The organism is Gallibacterium salpingitidis, from assembly GCF_001678495.1.
GTDB classification, from domain to species: domain Bacteria; phylum Pseudomonadota; class Gammaproteobacteria; order Enterobacterales; family Pasteurellaceae; genus Gallibacterium; species Gallibacterium salpingitidis.
The window spans coordinates 1-17,335 of sequence record NZ_JTJL01000068.1 but is presented as its reverse complement, the minus strand read 5'-3'; the positions used below and the strand labels follow the sequence as shown (position 1 = coordinate 17,335).

Annotated in this window: 11 protein-coding genes and 4 tRNA genes; 11 read left to right on the top strand and 4 right to left on the bottom strand. The window is 38.4% G+C overall.

From position 1 onward, the window contains the following. Positions 1–219 precede the first annotated feature (219 nt). Positions 220–1,605 (top strand): UDP-N-acetylmuramate:L-alanyl-gamma-D-glutamyl-meso-diaminopimelate ligase, encoded by a 1,386-nt coding sequence (gene mpl, locus QS62_RS11000; RefSeq protein WP_066110134.1) that lies wholly within the window; start codon positions 220–222, stop codon positions 1,603–1,605. 82 nt (positions 1,606–1,687) lie between these two features. On the opposite strand, the gene QS62_RS10995 is transcribed toward mpl, so the two are convergent. Together QS62_RS10995 and folD are read right to left on the bottom strand one after the other, a co-directional pair. Then, complete coding sequence (locus tag QS62_RS10995) at positions 1,688–3,622, bottom strand: PhoX family protein (protein ID WP_066110132.1); 1,935 nt, start codon at positions 3,620–3,622, stop codon at positions 1,688–1,690. A gap of 208 nt (positions 3,623–3,830) precedes the next feature. Continuing rightward, positions 3,831–4,691 carry a bifunctional methylenetetrahydrofolate dehydrogenase/methenyltetrahydrofolate cyclohydrolase FolD gene (folD, locus tag QS62_RS10990; RefSeq protein ID WP_066110131.1) on the bottom strand — a complete coding sequence of 287 codons (861 nt, stop codon included), beginning with the start codon at positions 4,689–4,691 and terminating at the stop codon, positions 3,831–3,833. Between the two features lie 158 nt (positions 4,692–4,849). Between folD and QS62_RS10985 the strand changes: the two genes are divergently transcribed. From QS62_RS10985 to QS62_RS10965, 5 genes are all read left to right on the top strand, one after another. Beyond that, a tRNA-Pro gene (locus QS62_RS10985) sits at positions 4,850–4,926 on the top strand. 29 nt (positions 4,927–4,955) lie between these two features. After that, a tRNA-Arg gene (locus QS62_RS10980) sits at positions 4,956–5,032 on the top strand. 172 nt (positions 5,033–5,204) lie between these two features. Next, positions 5,205–5,849, top strand: a complete 645-nt coding sequence (gene udk / locus QS62_RS10975) for a uridine kinase (RefSeq protein ID WP_066110129.1) — start codon at positions 5,205–5,207, stop codon at positions 5,847–5,849. 15 nt (positions 5,850–5,864) lie between these two features. After that, positions 5,865–6,446 (top strand): dCTP deaminase, encoded by a 582-nt coding sequence (gene dcd / locus QS62_RS10970; RefSeq protein WP_066110127.1) that lies wholly within the window; start codon positions 5,865–5,867, stop codon positions 6,444–6,446. Between the two features lie 2 nt (positions 6,447–6,448). Then, positions 6,449–7,723, top strand: a complete 1,275-nt coding sequence (locus QS62_RS10965) for an AsmA family protein (RefSeq protein WP_066110125.1) — start codon at positions 6,449–6,451, stop codon at positions 7,721–7,723. A 48-nt stretch (positions 7,724–7,771) separates the two neighbouring features. On the opposite strand, the gene QS62_RS10960 is transcribed toward QS62_RS10965, so the two are convergent. After that, a tRNA-Asp gene (locus QS62_RS10960) sits at positions 7,772–7,848 on the bottom strand. Positions 7,849–7,877: 29 nt separating this feature from the next. Further along, positions 7,878–7,954: transfer RNA gene (locus tag QS62_RS10955), tRNA-Asp, on the bottom strand. A 339-nt stretch (positions 7,955–8,293) separates the two neighbouring features. Here QS62_RS10955 and uhpT point away from each other — a divergent pair. The 5 genes from uhpT to QS62_RS12205 form a co-directional block, all read left to right on the top strand. Beyond that, positions 8,294–9,688, top strand: a complete 1,395-nt coding sequence (uhpT, locus tag QS62_RS10950) for a hexose-6-phosphate:phosphate antiporter (RefSeq protein ID WP_066110123.1) — start codon at positions 8,294–8,296, stop codon at positions 9,686–9,688. A 305-nt stretch (positions 9,689–9,993) separates the two neighbouring features. Further along, positions 9,994–10,599: a transcriptional regulator UhpA gene (gene uhpA / locus QS62_RS10945; protein ID WP_066110121.1), complete on the top strand. Its 606-nt coding sequence runs from the start codon at positions 9,994–9,996 to the stop codon at positions 10,597–10,599. Beyond that, entirely contained in the window at positions 10,596–12,104 is a 1,509-nt protein-coding gene (gene uhpB / locus QS62_RS10940; RefSeq protein ID WP_066110119.1) for a signal transduction histidine-protein kinase/phosphatase UhpB, read from the top strand. The genes uhpA and uhpB overlap by 4 nt, the downstream gene beginning before the upstream one ends. 2 nt (positions 12,105–12,106) lie before the next feature. Continuing rightward, positions 12,107–13,381, top strand: coding sequence for an MFS transporter (uhpC, locus tag QS62_RS10935; RefSeq protein WP_066110117.1), 1,275 nt, complete (start codon positions 12,107–12,109; stop codon positions 13,379–13,381). Positions 13,382–13,563: 182 nt separating this feature from the next. Beyond that, positions 13,564–17,335: ESPR-type extended signal peptide-containing protein (locus QS62_RS12205; protein WP_197496303.1), on the top strand; the 3,772-nt coding region annotated here is incomplete at its 3' end.

Sequence of the window (17,335 nt, the reverse complement as noted above, 5' to 3'; positions counted from 1 at the left end):
CTGACTGACATAACAATTGTATTTTTTTATTCATATTCCAAGCCTAGTAACCTAAATGCTATTTCGATGAGTAAAAATTCTATATTGGCAAATTAAAATGACTATTTGATAAACGATAGTGGCTATTATAGTGAGAAAATGCTTGGAAAGAACTATTGCAGTATAAATCATTGAAAAGAAAGATTTAATCTTAATAAACGTAAGTAAAGTGGGAACAGAATGAATACAACACAAAAACATATTCATATTTTAGGTATTTGCGGTACTTTTATGGGCGGGTTAGCAATCCTCGCTAGAGAATTGGGTTATAAAGTAACAGGATCGGATGTGAATGTTTATCCGCCAATGAGTGTCTTTTTACAAAAAAGCGGTATTGATATTATTCCAAATTATGATGTAGCGCAGCTACAACCAGCGCCGGATCTAGTTATTATCGGTAATGCAATGAAAAGAGGTAACCCTTGTGTTGAATACGTATTAGACAATAATTTACCTTATATGTCAGGGCCACAATGGTTACATGATCATTTATTACGGGAACGTTGGGTATTAGCGGTATCTGGTACGCATGGTAAAACTACCACCACTGGTATGTTAGCATGGATTTTAGAGCAAGCTGGCTTAGAGCCTGGTTTCTTAATTGGCGGTATTTCTGGCAATTTTGGCATTTCAGCTCGTTTAGGTAAATCGCCATTTTTTGTCATTGAAGCAGACGAATATGATACAGCGTTCTTTGATAAACGTTCGAAATTTATCCACTATAATCCAAAGACATTAATTATTAACAATATTGGTTTTGATCATGCAGATATTTTTGACGATTTAACTGCAATTCAGCGTCAATTCCACCATATGATTAGAACAATTCCATCTAAAGGACGCATTCTCTCCTTTGCTGATGAAACCAGTGTCAAAGAAACTTTAGCGATGGGTTGTTGGAGTGAAACCCAATTTATTGGCAAAGATAAAGAGTGGTATGCACAGCGTTTACGTAATGATTGCACCGAATTTGCGGTTTTCCATCAGCAGCAAAAAGTGGCAGAAGTGAAATGGAATATTGTCGGTCAGCATAATATGTTTAATGCATTGATGGCAATTGCAGCCGCTTATCATGCTGGAGTAAGTGTTGAAACCTCTTGCCAGGCGTTAGCTACATTTGTTAATGCTAGTCGTCGTTTAGAAGTTAAAGGGGAAGTGAACGGTATTACCGTTTATGATGATTTTGCTCATCACCCAGTAGAAATTGCAGCAACGTTGGCGGCTTTGCGTGACAAAGTTGGTGGTGGCGTACGTATTTTGGCGGTATTAGAGCCTCGTTCCAATACTATGAAAATGGGCGTACATACTAAGGAATTAGCGCCGGCTTTAGTACGAGCAGATTATGTCTTTTTATTGCAACCGGATAATCTACCTTGGGAAGTGGTAGAAATTGCGAATCAATGTGTACAACCCGCTACTTGGACGGCAGATTTAGATTTATTAGTGACAAAAATTGTTGAAGAAGCTAAACCAACAGATCATATTTTAGTAATGAGTAATGGTAGTTTTGGTGGTATTCATCAGAAGATTCTAACTAAATTGCAAGAAAAAGCGGCAAGCGTTTAAGGTATTATTGAGATAAGCAAAGGCCTAGTAATGAAAATTATTAGGCCTTTGAGTTTATTGAGAGAGTTCTTTTAAGTTATGCTTAGGCACCAATCATTCCGCCATCTTCTTTCTGAATGACAACGGTTCCTGAACGAGGACGAGATTTACCTGAGGCATCTGGCCAAGTTGAAATTGCTGTCACCTCATTAGGATCAGTAACCCCGGAATCAGGTTCGCCAGGGTGCTGAATATTAATAAACATCGTTTTGTTATCAGGAGTAAAGGCAATACCGGTAATTTCACATCCTTTTGGTCCAGTGAGGAAACGTTTAAAATGACCATCTTCCGGTACTACTGCCAACATTTGATTATTCCCCATTCCTTCATACTCTTTTTTATTAATCGTACTGGAGGAAACATCAGTTTGTACCCATAAAATACCGTTAGGAGCAAAACGTAAGCCATCTGGGCTACCAAAAGCGTCGCCTTTAATATTACCTTGACCTTTGGCATTATTGCCTGCTAATGCAAAAATATCCCAGCTGAATTTATCCGCAGTGCCTTTACCGTCAGCTTCCTGCCAACGAATAATATGTCCAAAAACATTCTTATCGCGTGGGTTAGCGGCGTCTTTGCCGGCTTTGCCTTCTTTACCACGTTGTGAGTTATTGGTTAATGTGCAATACACACTGCCTTTAACATAAGGATCTGTAGCAATCCATTCTGGACGGTCCATTTTAGTTGCACCAACTTTATCAGCAGCCATTCTGGTTTTAACTAAAAGATCACCTTGATTTTCAAAACCATTTTCCGGCGTTAAACCATTTTGCCCAAAAATAAGCGGTATCCATTCGCCTGAACCGTCATCATTAAAACGAGCAACATAAAGTGTTCCTTCGCTTAATAAGCGCATATTATGAGCACGATCATTGGCAATATATTTCTCTTTTGAAACAAATTTATAGATATATTCAAAGCGTTGATCATCGCCCATATAGACTACAGCGTGTCCGTCATCACTAATATCTAACATTGCACCTTCATGCTTAAAGCGACCGAGTGCCGTATGTTTTACAGGAGTAGAATTCGGATCAAACGGATCAATCTCAACAATCCAACCAAAACGGTGTGGTTCATTTGGGGTTTTATCAGTGTTGAAACGATCATCAAATTCGTACCAACGATATTTATCCTCTTCGGCTTTTTTCATAATGCCATAGCGTTTATCTAATGCAGTAAATTCACCGCTATCACGCACAAAAATATCACTCCAGTTCTCTTCACAAGTGAGGTAAGTTCCCCAAGGTGTTTCACCATTAGCACAGTTTTGCATTGTACCTAATACCAATTCACCTTTAGGATCAGCTGCAGTTTGCATTAATTTATTGCCGCGAGCTGCACCAGTTAATTGCATTGGCGTATGCGGAGTAATTCGGCGAGCATATTTTGAAGGGCGTACGACTTCCCATTCACCATTCTGTTTTTTCACTTCAATAATCGAGATACCCATTGCATTTTGTGATTTTTTCACTTTTTCTGCAGACCAAGTTTTATCGCCGTCAGGGAAGAGTAATCCGTTATCAACATATTCATGGTTCATTACCAATAAACCATGGTTATTGCCATCTTCTAAAGGGAAATAAGCCATACCATCGTGATTCATTCCTGCTTGAGCGGCTTGTTCTTCAGCCGTATTTGAAGCATCTGGTTTGAATGCTGGGCTATTACCATCAATACCAACAGGATCACCCCATAAATAGAATGGTGTCGCACGATACCCTTGTGGAACGACTACAGTATCGGCTGTTGAGAATGGTACAGAGGTAAAATCAAGAGAAGTCATTCTTCGAGGAGTTGTAAGCGGTGCTGCGAATAAATTCGGTGAGTAAAAAGCGGAAGGTAATAACGATATAGCGCTAGCAATGCCACCAATTTGTAAAATTTTACGTCGAGATAAACGAACATCTAGGATTTCTGAAATAGTTGGATTATTCGAGGGATTCATATTCACATTTTCCTGCAATGAACGAGTCATCAGTCTTCTCCTTGTTGTGTTGTAGTAAAAGTAATAAAAGTAATTTGCGTGGGGAAGTATAGTGAGCAAATATGACAAATTGATGACTACTGGCAAGAAATGAGGTAATGAGAAATAAAAAGAGAACAAATAATGATGGAATTTTAAGATATTGATAGAGATCTTTAGTGTAGATCTCTATCAATGTTAAGAAAATTGTTTTTATGTGTTATTCAGCTAATCCTAAATGCTGGCGATATGCTTGCAAGGTATTTTCCATTAGCATTGCTACCGTCATTGGGCCAACGCCACCCGGAACTGGCGTAATATAAGCAGCACGTTGTTGTGCTGTTTCAAACACAATATCACCGACCACTTTGCCATCAACACGATTGATACCAACATCAATTACAATAGCGCCCGGTTTTACCCATTCACCAGGTACTAAATGTGGTTTACCAACAGCAACCACCAATATATCCGCTTGTCCAACTAACTCTTGTAGATTTTTAGTAAAACGGTGGGTAACAGTAACAGTACAACCAGCTAATAATAGCTCCATTGCCATTGGGCGACCGACAATATTTGAAGCGCCTACGATAACTGCGTGTTGTCCATGAAGATCAATTCCAGTAGTGGCAAGTAATTTCATAATGCCATAAGGAGTACAAGCGCGTAAGGTTGGAATACGTTGACATAATCTACCGACATTATAAGGGTGGAAACCATCCACATCTTTAGATGGCGCAATTTGTTCAATTACTTTGACGCTGCTGATATGTTTCGGTAACGGTAATTGCACCAAAATGCCATCAACGCTATCGTCTTGGTTTAATTGGTCGATTAAATCGAGTAACTCTTGTTCTGAAATGGTTTCTGGAAGATTAAAGGATTTTGATTGAATGCCTACTTCAAGACAGCTTTTATGTTTATTTTCAACATAAATTTGTGAAGCAGGATTTTCTCCAACTAAGATAACGGCAAGACCTGGTGAACGATGCCCTTGCTGTACAATAGCTTGAATTTTTTCACTTAATCCAGCTTTAATTGATTTTGCTAGAGCAGTACCAGAAATAGTTTGAGCTTGCATTGATTTCTCCATGGAATGTTGCGTTTATAATTCGCGCTAGATTTTCTCAAAAAAAAGGGGATTTGATAAGGGTATGAGTTAATTTTAAGCGGTTATTTTTAAAATTTAAAAAAATGATTGACGGAGAGGAAATAAAAACTATAATGCACCTCACACGTCGGCGAGTAGCGCAGTTTGGTAGCGCAACTGGTTTGGGACCAGTGGGTCGTAGGTTCAAATCCTATCTCGCCGACCATTTTTTTATCTTCTATTCACTATTCCTTTGCGCCCTTAGCTCAGCTGGATAGAGCAACGGCCTTCTAAGCCGTAGGTCATTGGTTCGAATCCAATAGGGCGTGCCATTTAAATCTTCATAATCTTTAATTTTCTTGCTTAATAAAAAATTGAACTTATTGATAGAAAAAGAAAATTTATCTTGCTTCTGCGGTTGTGGTGGTTAGCTAGCTTCTTTATAATATGCAGAATTTTATCCTGTTTATTAGTGAAAATATTATGTCTCAAGCGAACCACTCAATGTCACAAGAAGAACCCTCTATTATCATCGGTATTGCCGGTGCTTCCGCTTCTGGTAAAAGTCTTATTGCCTCAACAATTTATAAAGAACTTTGTGAGGAATTAGGCTGTGAAGAAATTGGTATTATTTCTGAAGATTCCTACTATAAAGATCAAAGCCACTTAGATTTTGAAACCCGCACTAAAACTAATTATGACCACCCAAACTCAATGGATCGTGAATTATTGTTAGAACATTTACGAGCATTAAAAGCCGGGCATGCGGTGGATATTCCGGAATATAGTTATGTTGAGCATACTCGTACTGGCAATACGAAACATTTTGAACCAAAGAAAGTCATTATTCTTGAGGGAATTTTATTACTAACTGATGAACGTATTCGCGATGAGATTAATGTATCAATTTTCGTTGATGCTCCGTTAGATATCTGTTTTATCCGCCGTTTAAAACGTGATATGGAAGAGCGCGGTAGAACAATGGATTCAGTGGTGGAACAATATCGCAAGACAGTACGCCCAATGTTTTTTCAATTTATTGAACCTTCTAAGCAATATGCGGATATTATTGTGCCGCGTGGTGGTAAAAACCGTATTGCCATCAATATCTTAAAGGCGCAAATTTTACAATTATTGCGTAAAAAATAGTGAAAAGGTGAACCGATGAGATTATGTGATGCTGATATTGAACGCTATTTAGATGAGGGCAAAATTGTCTTATCGCCACGTCCAGATAATAGCAAGATTAATGGGGCAACAGTAGATGTGCGCCTTGGTAACTCTTTCCGCGTTTTTCGCGATCACTCTGCTGCCTATATTGATTTAAGCGGGCCGAAAGAAGCAGTTTCTGCGCAATTAGAACAAGTGATGAGTGAAGAGATCATTATTGAAGATGGCGAGCCGTTTTTCTTACATCCGGGTGTATTAGCCTTAGCCAGTACTTATGAATCGGTTAAATTACCAAGTAATATTATTGGCTGGTTAGATGGCCGTTCATCATTAGCACGTTTAGGCTTAATGGTACACGTTACCGCACATCGTATTGATCCGGGTTGGGAAGGCAGAATTGTGCTTGAGTTTTATAATTCAGGTAAATTGCCGTTGGCTTTACGTCCAAAAATGGTCATCGGTGCGTTAAGTTTTGAAGTATTGAGCGGTGAAGCTAAACGTCCTTACAATAGCCGTTCAGACGCAAAATATCATAATCAGCAAGGTGCAGTAGCCAGCAAAATTAATGAGGATTAGTGATGAAAAAATGGTGGGTAATTGGCAGTATCATTATCATTTTATCGGTAGTAATGATCGTACGCTATCAGCTCAACAAAATTACCCACTCGATTACAGAACGTATTGCCGCTGATTATGCAATTCAATTACAACCGACAGATTTAACCCTCTCCTATTTCCCGTTGGCATTAAGTGCCAAAAATATTCACTATCAACAACATAATTGGCAAATTGCTGCAAATGAAATTACTTTGAAATTTAGCTATCTCGGTTGGCTAACCGGCAAAGAGTGGATTAAACGTATCGACATAGCGGATGCTCGTTTGGTGCAGAATGATCACCTTTATTTAGATAAAATTGCTGCCAAAATTGAATATCACAACGCCGAGCATCACCAACCGAAAATTAGTTTGCTGTATGCTGAAAATCATCAAGTAACTGATATTCAAGGGCAGTTTATTCTGCAAACAATGCCGGATAAAGCACAATTTTCTCTACAACAATTAGCATTACAGTGGCAATGGCGTGAACCTATTGCGCAGATGCAAAAAGTACAAATTGCTGCTGATATTATCGAGCTTTCGCAACAAGCTGAGGATTTAGCGTTACAAGCAAACCATTTGCAATTAAATAGCGTTACTTTGCCGTCGGTGAAAGCGATTGTTGGTAAAACGCAAAGCGTAATGACGTTACTTTTTGCTAATAATGGAGAATTAACCATTAATAACCACAAAATTAATGACAAAGAAACTGAGTGGAATTTACAAGGGCAGCACATTGCTGCTACACAAATTTCTCAACTGTTAGGATATCAACCACTGGTGTTGGCTGATTTTGATGTGCAAGGTACAGCAACACAATATGACGGTCAATTGGCACAAGCGGCGTTGGATTTTGTCAGCGTTGGTGGTGGGCAAATTAAAGGATTTAATATTTTGGCATTATTCGGTAACGCATTACCATTTGCGATTTCAGGATTAGAGCAAAATTTACAGGATACCAACTTTGAACATATCGAAGGACATTTACAAGGTAATCATCAGCAGTGGCAACTGCAAAATGGTGAAATTGTATTACATGATGTACGTCTAATTGGTCAAGGGCAAATCCATCCAGCAACGGCACAATGTGAATGGCAATTTGCGATTCAGCCGCAAAAAGCAGAATTTAGCCAATATCATCTTAATTTAGATCTTGACGGTAACTGTTTATCGCCAACATATCGTATTCGTTTAGATGATGCGATTAAAGACAAGTTAAAATCTAAATTGCAACAATTGTTAGAAAAGCTGTAAAACTTTAAGCTAAAGATTGGTAAATAAGAAATTAGTTGAAGGTTAGAGTGGCGGAACGGACGGGGCTCGAACCCGCGACCCCCTGCGTGACAGGCAGGTATTCTAACCAGCTGAACTACCGCTCCGCAATAAGAGGAAAAATCTTACAAAAAAATGGCGGAACGGACGGGGCTCGAACCCGCGACCCCCTGCGTGACAGGCAGGTATTCTAACCAGCTGAACTACCGCTCCGCATTTGTGGAGCGCATAATAATATTGTTGATGAATGGCGTCAACTTCTTTTTTCTGATTTTGTGTTAATTGGTGAATTGATAAGCTAAATAACAGTTTATTGAAACGAAACTATATATAGACAAATAGTGTAACCTGTTGTTCATACAATATAGTAGGGTAACAATACAAAGGCACCACCGCAGTTTTTTTGCAAAAAAGTGACCTACATCACAAAATTTCATTAAAACTAACAAAACTAGGAATTTTTCCTAGTTTTTCTAAAGTATCTTCTCAAGGCATATTTTTCTTCTTTGATTAAGATTAGCGCCATCTTTTAGTTTGAATATCGAGGAAAATATGTTTAGTTTTTTACAAGAAGTTAGACAGCCTGTATTAGATCTTCCTGTCGAAGAAAGACGCAAAATGTGGTTTAAACCATTTATGCAATCCTACCTTGTGGTATTTATCGGTTATATGGCGATGTATTTGATTCGTAAAAATTTCAATATTGCCCAAAACGATATGATCGAAACTTATGGTTTAACCAAAACAGAATTGGGAATGATTGGTTTAGGTTTTTCCGTTGCTTATGGTATTGGTAAGACAGTAGTTTCTTACTATGCAGATGGCAAAAATACCAAACAATTCGTGCCATTTATGTTAATCCTTTCTGCGATCTGTATGCTTGGTTTTAGCGCCAGTATGGGTGGCGGCAGTGTCGCATTATTCCTAATGATCGCCTTTTACGCATTAAGTGGTTTCTTTCAAAGTACCGGCGGTTCATCAAGCTATTCCACCATTACAAAATGGACACCGCGTAAGAAAAGAGGCACATTCTTAGGCTTCTGGAATTTATCGCACAATGTCGGCGGTGCTGCAGCGGCTGGTGTGGCATTATTTGGAGCTAATGTGATCTTTAATGGTCATGTTATCGGTATGTTTATCTTCCCATCCATTATTGCCTTGATCATTGGTTTTATTGGTTTACGTTATGGTTCTGATTCACCGGAGGCTTATGGTTTAGGTAAAGCGGAAGAGTTATTTGGTGAAGAGATCAGCGAAGAAGATCGTGCCGCAGAAGAACAACAACTCTCTAAATGGCAAATCTTTGTTCAATATATCCTAAAAAATAAAGTCATTTGGTTATTATGTTTTGCCAATATCTTCCTTTATATCGTCAGAATTGGTATTGATCAATGGTCACCAGTATATGCTTACCAAGAGTTAGGCTTCTCAAAAGATGCAGCAATTTCAGGATTTGCCCTATTTGAAGTTGGTGCATTAGTGGGGACTTTCTTGTGGGGTTACTTATCTGATTTAGCAAATGGTCGTCGTGGTTTAACCGCTTGTGTTGCCTTAATTTTGATTGTCTTTACCTTAGAGTTCTATCAATTTGCGACCAACGAGTATATGTATTTAACCGCATTATTTGCGTTAGGTTTCTTAGTGTTCGGGCCGCAATTATTAATTGGTGTTGCTGCCGTAGGTTTCGTACCGAAAAAAGCGATTGCGGTGGCTGACGGTGTAAAAGGGACATTTGCCTATTTAATCGGTGATAGTTTTGCGAAATTAGGGATCGGTATGATCGCTGATGGTACACCAATCTTTGGTTTAACAGGTTGGTCAGGAACATTCGCTGCGTTAAATACATCGGCATTAATCTGTATGGCACTGCTCGCATTTGTTGCGATTGCAGAAGAGAAGAAAATCCGCCGTTTGAAAAAATCGCGTAAAGATGAAATGCAAGCCTAATGGTTAGCTGAATATGCAGTGTTGTCACTGCATATTCTATAAACGTATTAATAGCATTAAGAGGTGTTAGAGAAATTTAAATTTCTATATATGTCATTGGATAGAATTGATGTGATCATTTTCTATTTGAAGATAGTGGACAGTAAATGGATGTATATAGATTTTGCCAATTTCTCTAACCCTCTGCCTTTTTGCCGTTCTAAGTATTTCTAATAACAACAATAAATCACCGATTAAACAAAATTAACTACTGCATATCTTTTATCCTAGTGTAGAATAGCCCCTTTTCCAAAAAGGTGAACAAGATGATCGATGTTGTATTGGTTGATGACCATATTATTGTCCGCTCTGGCTTTGCCCAATTGCTATCCCTAGAACCGGATATCCAAGTTGTCGGTGAATTTGGTTCAGTCAAAGAAACCCGTTTAGGTTTACCAAGATTAAAACCGAATGTTTGTATTATTGACATCTCAATGCCTGATGAGAGCGGTTTAGACTTATTAAAAGATATTCCTAGCACTATTCACTGCATTATGTTGAGCGTAAATGATTCAGAAGTCATCGTGAAAAAAGCGTTGGAGTTAGGCGCCAAAGGTTATTTAAGTAAACGTTGCAGCCCAGATGAATTAATTCAAGCAGTGAGAACGGTTTATGCCGGCGGTGTCTATTTAATGCCTGAATTAACTATTAAATTAGTTGCGGCAAAACAACAAAACCACTTTTTTCAACTGACCAAACGCGAACAAGAAATTTGTGAAATGTTGGTATCCGGGCTAGATGCTAAAGAGATTGCGGAAAAACTTAATCTTAGTTTTAAAACGGTACATGTGCATCGTGCGAATGCAATGAGCAAACTTAATGTAAAAAATAATGTGGAATTAGCAAATTTATTTAATCAACAGAAATTATGAAAACCTTATTTACTGCGCTATATAGCTGGTTTCTGATTGTTTGCACCTATTTTTGCTTATGGGTAATTTCCGATTACCTATTGGCAGATTCCGTTATCGCTTTTCTCTTTTTTCCATTCGCCTTACGCAGCGGTATTTTAATTCATACTGCGAAAAAATATTGGGGCGCCGTATATTGCGCAGAATATAGCGTACTGTTGTTATTAATCACTTCTTATCCTGAACATAGTTACACCACGATTATTTTATTGAGCGTCCTCAGCTTGCCGATTTTACTGATCTTCAAAAATTACTATGTTGGTACAGAATTTAGACGCCTATTATTACAGCTCTTGTTGATTCTATTATTAAGCCTGATCAATGGCATAGTGGTACAGGATCAACCTTTCTACTTTATCTTTTTAATTAGCTTTGCTGCCGCTATTTTATTAATTCCAGCTTGTTACCTGATTAGTAACTTTTTATTTGGTGCTAAATGGCTGCCATTGACAGCAGCGCTGGTGAATAAACCAGTGATTCTAAGAAGTAAGCATATTTTGATTTACATTATTCTATTTCTATTAAATATTTTAATTCAGACGGCATTGCCCGAAACCTTTAACCGTTTTGCACTATTCTATCTCTCAATTCCGATTATTTTGCTGGCGTTCCAATATGGTTGGCAAGGTGCGTTATTGGGGACGCTATTAAATAGTATTGCTTTAATTGGTACTGCGCATAGTTTTTCTAATTCAGAAATTACCGATCTGTTGCTGACTTTGTCGGCGCAAACCATTACTGGGATTTTTCTCGGTTTAGCGATTCAGCATCAGCGTGATCTTAATCATAGTCTGTCATTAGAATTAGCGAAAAATAAATATCTCACTCGTCAATTGATCAATGCGGAAGAGGCGATTCGCAAAGATATTTCGCGTGAATTACACGATGAAATTGGGCAAAACATTACCGCGATTCGTACCCAAGCCAATATTTTGAAACGGATTGATGATCGTGTTCAACAACTGCGCGTTGCCAATATTGTAGAGCAACTCTCGCTCAATATTTATGACACGATGAAAGGTTTATTAAACCGAATTCGTCCCCGTTTATTAGATGATTTAGATCTACAACAAGCATTACAAAATCTGATTATCGAATTGGATTTTGCCAGCCATCGGATTGAGGTAGATTTTCAGTGGCAAAAAACGGATCACATCGCTTTGGATCACGTGTTGGAAATTACTATTTATCGGTTATGCCAAGAGAGCCTAACCAATATTGTTAAGTATGCACAAGCGAGCAAGGTGTCGATGACAGTGATTATTGGCGACAAAATTTTACTAACGATTGCGGATAATGGCATTGGCTTTGATAGAAATAAAATCGCCGATTCTGGGTTTGGTATTCGTGGAATGCAGGAGCGCGTGAGTATGTTAGGTGGAGAATTTTCGTTACATTCCAAAACCTTAGTGCAAACGCCTCAACAACATGGCACCACCATTCAAATCACGCTACCTAGGGTGTAATTATGCAGCAACATCAGCAACAACAAGATCAACTTTATCGTTATTGGCGTATTCATCTGATGATCGCAATGTATATTGGCTATGCCGGCTTCTATTTTACCCGTAAAAGTTTTAATTATGCGGTACCGGCGTTGATCACTGATTTAGGAATCGATAAAAGCGATATTGGTTTAATGACTACGCTGTTTTACCTTACCTATGGAATTTCCAAATTTTTCTCAGGTGTTTTTTCCGATCGCTCTAATCCACGCTATTTTATGGCAATTGGGCTTATCTTAACTGGTGTAACCAATATCTTTTTTGGTTTGTCCAGTTCGCTATTTATGTTTATTAGTTTGTGGGTAATTAATGCGTGGTTTCAAGGTTGGGGCTGGCCTGCGTGCTCAAAGTTATTAACCACTTGGTATTCTAGAACAGAACGTGGCTTGTGGTGGTCAATTTGGAATACGGCGCATAATGTCGGCGGTGCGTTAATTCCACTGATTATTGGCTATTTAACGCTGCATTATAGTTGGCGGCATGGCTTTGTAATGGCGGGAATTTGTGCGATTGTAATTGGCTTATTGCTATTTTTACGCTTACGAGATACACCAGAATCAATGGGCTTACCGAGTATTGGGCAATGGCGTAACGATCAGTTAGAACTGGCGCAAGAGCGTGAAGGCACCGATCTCAATTGGCAGCAAATTTTACGCCGCTATGTCTTTTTCAATAAATATATCTGGTTATTAGCTTTAAGCTATACCTTAGTTTATATCGTGCGTACCGCCATTAACGATTGGGGCAATATCTATCTTACCGAGAAATATCATTACGATATTGTGGACGCTAATAGTATTGTGGCGTTGTTTGAAGTAGGCGGTTTTGTTGGCTCGTTGGTGGCAGGTTGGGGATCGGATCGCCTATTTTCGAGTAATCGTGGCCCAATGGCGTTGTTGTTTGCTATTGGGATTTTCTGTTCAATTCTAGCGCTATGGGTAATGACACAAGAAAAGATGGTGTTGCAAGGGGCGGTCTTTTTTGCGATTGGTTTTTTTGTGTTTGGGCCGCAAATGCTGATTGGAATGGCGGCAGCAGAGTGTTCACATAAAAAAACGGCAGGTGCCGCAACTGGTTTTGTTGGTTTATTTGCCTATCTTGGCGCAGCATTAGCAGGTTATCCACTCGCGTTAGTCACTCAATCATTTCACTGGACAGGCTTTTTTGTCGTGATCACCTGTTCCGCTTCGGTGATTGCTTTACTATTGTTACCGTTTTTGCGATTGCAGAATGAATAAAATGTGAACCAATCCATAAAAATTTAAAAAAGATCGTTTTTCTATAAAAAAATTGACAAAAAAGCGAAAAATAGCAGTATGATAACGTTCAGTGAGTTTTTGTTTGTTTCTTAAAGTGACAGCAAAGCAAGCTAACCTTTCTTTTTTACCGTTAATTTAGTAACACAACATAAGGAGCTATTATGAATCATACCTATCGTTTAGTTTGGAATGCCGTTAAGCAGTTATGGCAATGTGCTTCAGAAAATACTCGTGCCAAAGGTAAAAGCAGCACTGTAAAAACTGTTGTCAATAATCAAATTACCCCCCCCCCACAAGCATTTTTAACGCATGATTTATTATTTTCTTCCTCTCTTAAATTTCCTTTAACGCTTTTCACCACTGCTATTCTTTTTACTTTTACTAACTCAGCTTGGGCTGCAGAATGTCCGCAGCCTGATGGTTCGCAAAATCCTTTTATAATTACGGCTAATTGTGAAGGGGAACCAGGAGAGCCTGGTAAGCCTGGAGATGTAGATGGTAAACCTGCACTAAAACCAGCAATACAAGATACTAATACTAATTTAGAACTGATTATTAAAGCTAATGTTACTGGTGGAAAAGGTGGTGATGGTATTACTGATAGTGATGGTAACGGTGGTGCTGGTGGTTTTGGTGGTGATGCAATTATATTGAAGTCAGGAAATATTATAGTAGAAAATGCTTCTATTATTAAAGGTGGTGATGGAGGTAATGGTAGTAAGGGAACTAATGGTAGTAAGAACGGTAATAGCATTCATGGAAATCACGGAGGTATGGGAGGAGATGGTAGAAGTGCTATCATGATTGATGTGGGAATTGTAAATATAGCTAATAGTAAAATATTTGGAGGAAATGGGGGTACTGGTGGTGAAGGTGGTAGAGGAATTTTCTCTGGTATAGGTAATCGAGGAGGAGATGGAGGTAAGGGAGGTAATGGAGGTAATGGAGCGGTAGCTATAAATTTCCAAAAAGGAGTATTAAATGTTATAGATAGCGAAATATTGGGCGGTGTTGGAGGTCAAGGAGGTGATGCTAATTATGGTAATGATGCCGCTTATGGTGGTCACGGCGGAACAGGAGGCATTGGTGGTCATGGTGGAGGAGCTATAAACCTTATTGAAGGAAGCTTAAATATATTTAATAGTAAAATAATTGGACAAAAAGGTGGAGATGGAGGTGAAAATCTCAATGGATATGGTATTTATGGCAAATATGATGGACATGGAGGGGATGGAGGTAATGCTATCCAATCAAATTTAATTAATAAAATTAAATTGACAAATAAGACCATTATCCAAGGGGGTAATGGAGGTGATGGTGATTGGAACGGTGGTAATGGAGGGCAAGGAGGTAATGCTATCCAAGCTAATTTTATTGATGTAATGACTGTGACTGGTGAAGTTAGCATTTTAGGAGGTGACGGAGGTAATGGTGGTCGTGATGGAATAATGGATACAGATCATGGTGGTAATGGTGGTATAGGTCTGAAATTACAAGCAGCAAATAATATTCTAATCAGTGGTGTTGGAAAAATAATTGGTGGTAATGGCGGTACTGGCGGTACTGGCGGTAATGGTGGTAATGGTGGCCAAGCTATTCAAATAAATACAATTGATAAGTTTGTTATTACGGATAATATGATAATTAATGGGGGTAATGGCAATAGTAGTGGTTCATGGGTTAATACTAGTGGTAATGGTGGTACAGCTATTAAATTTGGGGATGTTAATAGTGTTGTAATTGGTGGTTCAGTGAGAATTAATGGGGGTAATAGAGGTACTAATTCTTATGATCAGGACTATGGATATAGTGGTTATGGACTTGAAGCAGATTCAATTATTAGTCTAATAACAACAGATAATGTTTCTATAAGAGGAGGAAAAGGAACTGCAGCAATTCAAGCACAAACAGTAAATAATATTGAAATAACTGGATCTAGTATAATTTATGGTGGTGATGAAGATGGAAATTATAATACTTTAATGTTTTCTAGAGGTGGAGGTAATGCAATTCAATCACAAGCAGTAAATAATATATTCATAAGTAATTCGTCTAGAATTTATGGCGGTATGGGAGGTTATGGTAAAAATTCAGAAAGACCTGGACCTGCTATTGCTATGGATGGAGATCACGGGGGAACAGGTGGTAATGGAATTAATGTAGAGAGAGTTAATAATATCATTATAAATAGTGAAGTAACAATTTATGGAGGTGTTGGCGGGCAAGGTGGACAGGGTAGTTCAAATGAATTTTCTAGTGGAGTTAGTGGTAATGGTGGTAATGGTGGTAATGCTCTTGAATTTATATCAGTAAATAATCTTATATTAAATGGGACTACTAAAGTATATGGTGGTGTTGGTGGAACTGGTGGTATAGGAAGCCCAGGTGTTTCAGGTATATATCAAGATAAATTCAATAATATTGAAGCTACTGTTGGAGGTATAGGTTCTGTTGGTGGAAAAGGAGGAAATGGAGGTAATGCTATTAGATTAAAAACAGCTAATGTAATAATGTTAGATAATATGTCTATGGTATTTGGTGGTATCGGTGGAACTGGTGGTCAAGGTGGTATAGGAGGTCAAGGAGGGTTTGGTGAATATTCAGAGGGAACTGGCGCTAAAGGTGGAGATGGTGGTGCAGGCGGAAATGGAGGAAGTGGAGGAAACGCTTTGTATGTTAATAATAATAATACAATCATTCTTGCTGGGAAAAGTAGCTTAATTTATGGAGTCGGTGGACTGGGTGGCTCAGGAGGTTTAGGTGGTCCAGGTGGTTACGATTGTTATGGGTGTAATCCTAAACCAAATGGTGAAGCTAGCCTCATTAAGGGGTTAATAGGAAATAACGGTGCGGCAATTGCTTTTGTCGGGAAAAATAATGTTTTTGAAATACATAGAAATATTATAGCTAAAGATTTTTCTGAAAAAGTTAAACGTAATATAGACTTTATTCAAACATTGCCCCTAAATAAATGGTTAAATCCTTTAGAACTTAATGAATTAGAAAATAAAATAAAAACAATATTGATTACTGATAAACAATCAATAGAACAACTACCATTATCAGATTATTTAGAATATAAGAATCCATCTTGGTGTATGGGACCTGACTGCAATAAATTAGGCAAAATAACACAAATAGGATTTGATAAGATAAAAGAAATTTTGTTAGAACCTTCATTACTAATAGAAGCTCAAGAAGCCGGCATTATCGGTAACGTTGTTATGAAAGCCGAAGATAGTTCAGTATCTTTCGACAAGCTAAAAGCTTTCGCCAAGACCAATACGTTAGCCTTGGGTGGTGATGCTAGTTTAACCGGATTATCATTCGATTTAGGTTTAATTGGCGAAGTCGTACCGGCAGATACTCTTGCAGCAGTGGACGCTAAACCATTACGCGCTTTTGGCTTAATGGAAAAACGTGGCACTAGCACCTGGCAAGTGACTGGTACATTAGACCCCAATATTATTGAACGTTTTTCTGTAAAAGAAGGCGTATTGGAATTAATGCCGGATGTTAAAGTAAATAGCCATATGGGAGTAATGAATAGCGGAATATTAACCACCCCAGCCATTACTGTTGCTAATGTCAGCCATACGCCAATTGTTAGCCAATTAACGGTTGCCGACCAAGGGGTGTTCCAAGTGGTAGCCAATAATGTCAATGAATATTCTCGTTTACATAGTACGGGTGATATTACCTTGGCAAAAGGCAGCCAATTATTGGTGCATGCGCCAAATTATCAAGGCAAAATCGGTGATATGTTGAAATATGTATTAGTCGCAGAAGGCACATTGAATACTCAATTTAGCCAGTTTAGCGATGACAACCCATTATATGACTTTGTGCCGAATTATAGCGAAGCGAATGTAATGCATTTAAATGTGGTCAGAGATAAACAACAAGAACCATTATTAAGCGGTACAACTAATC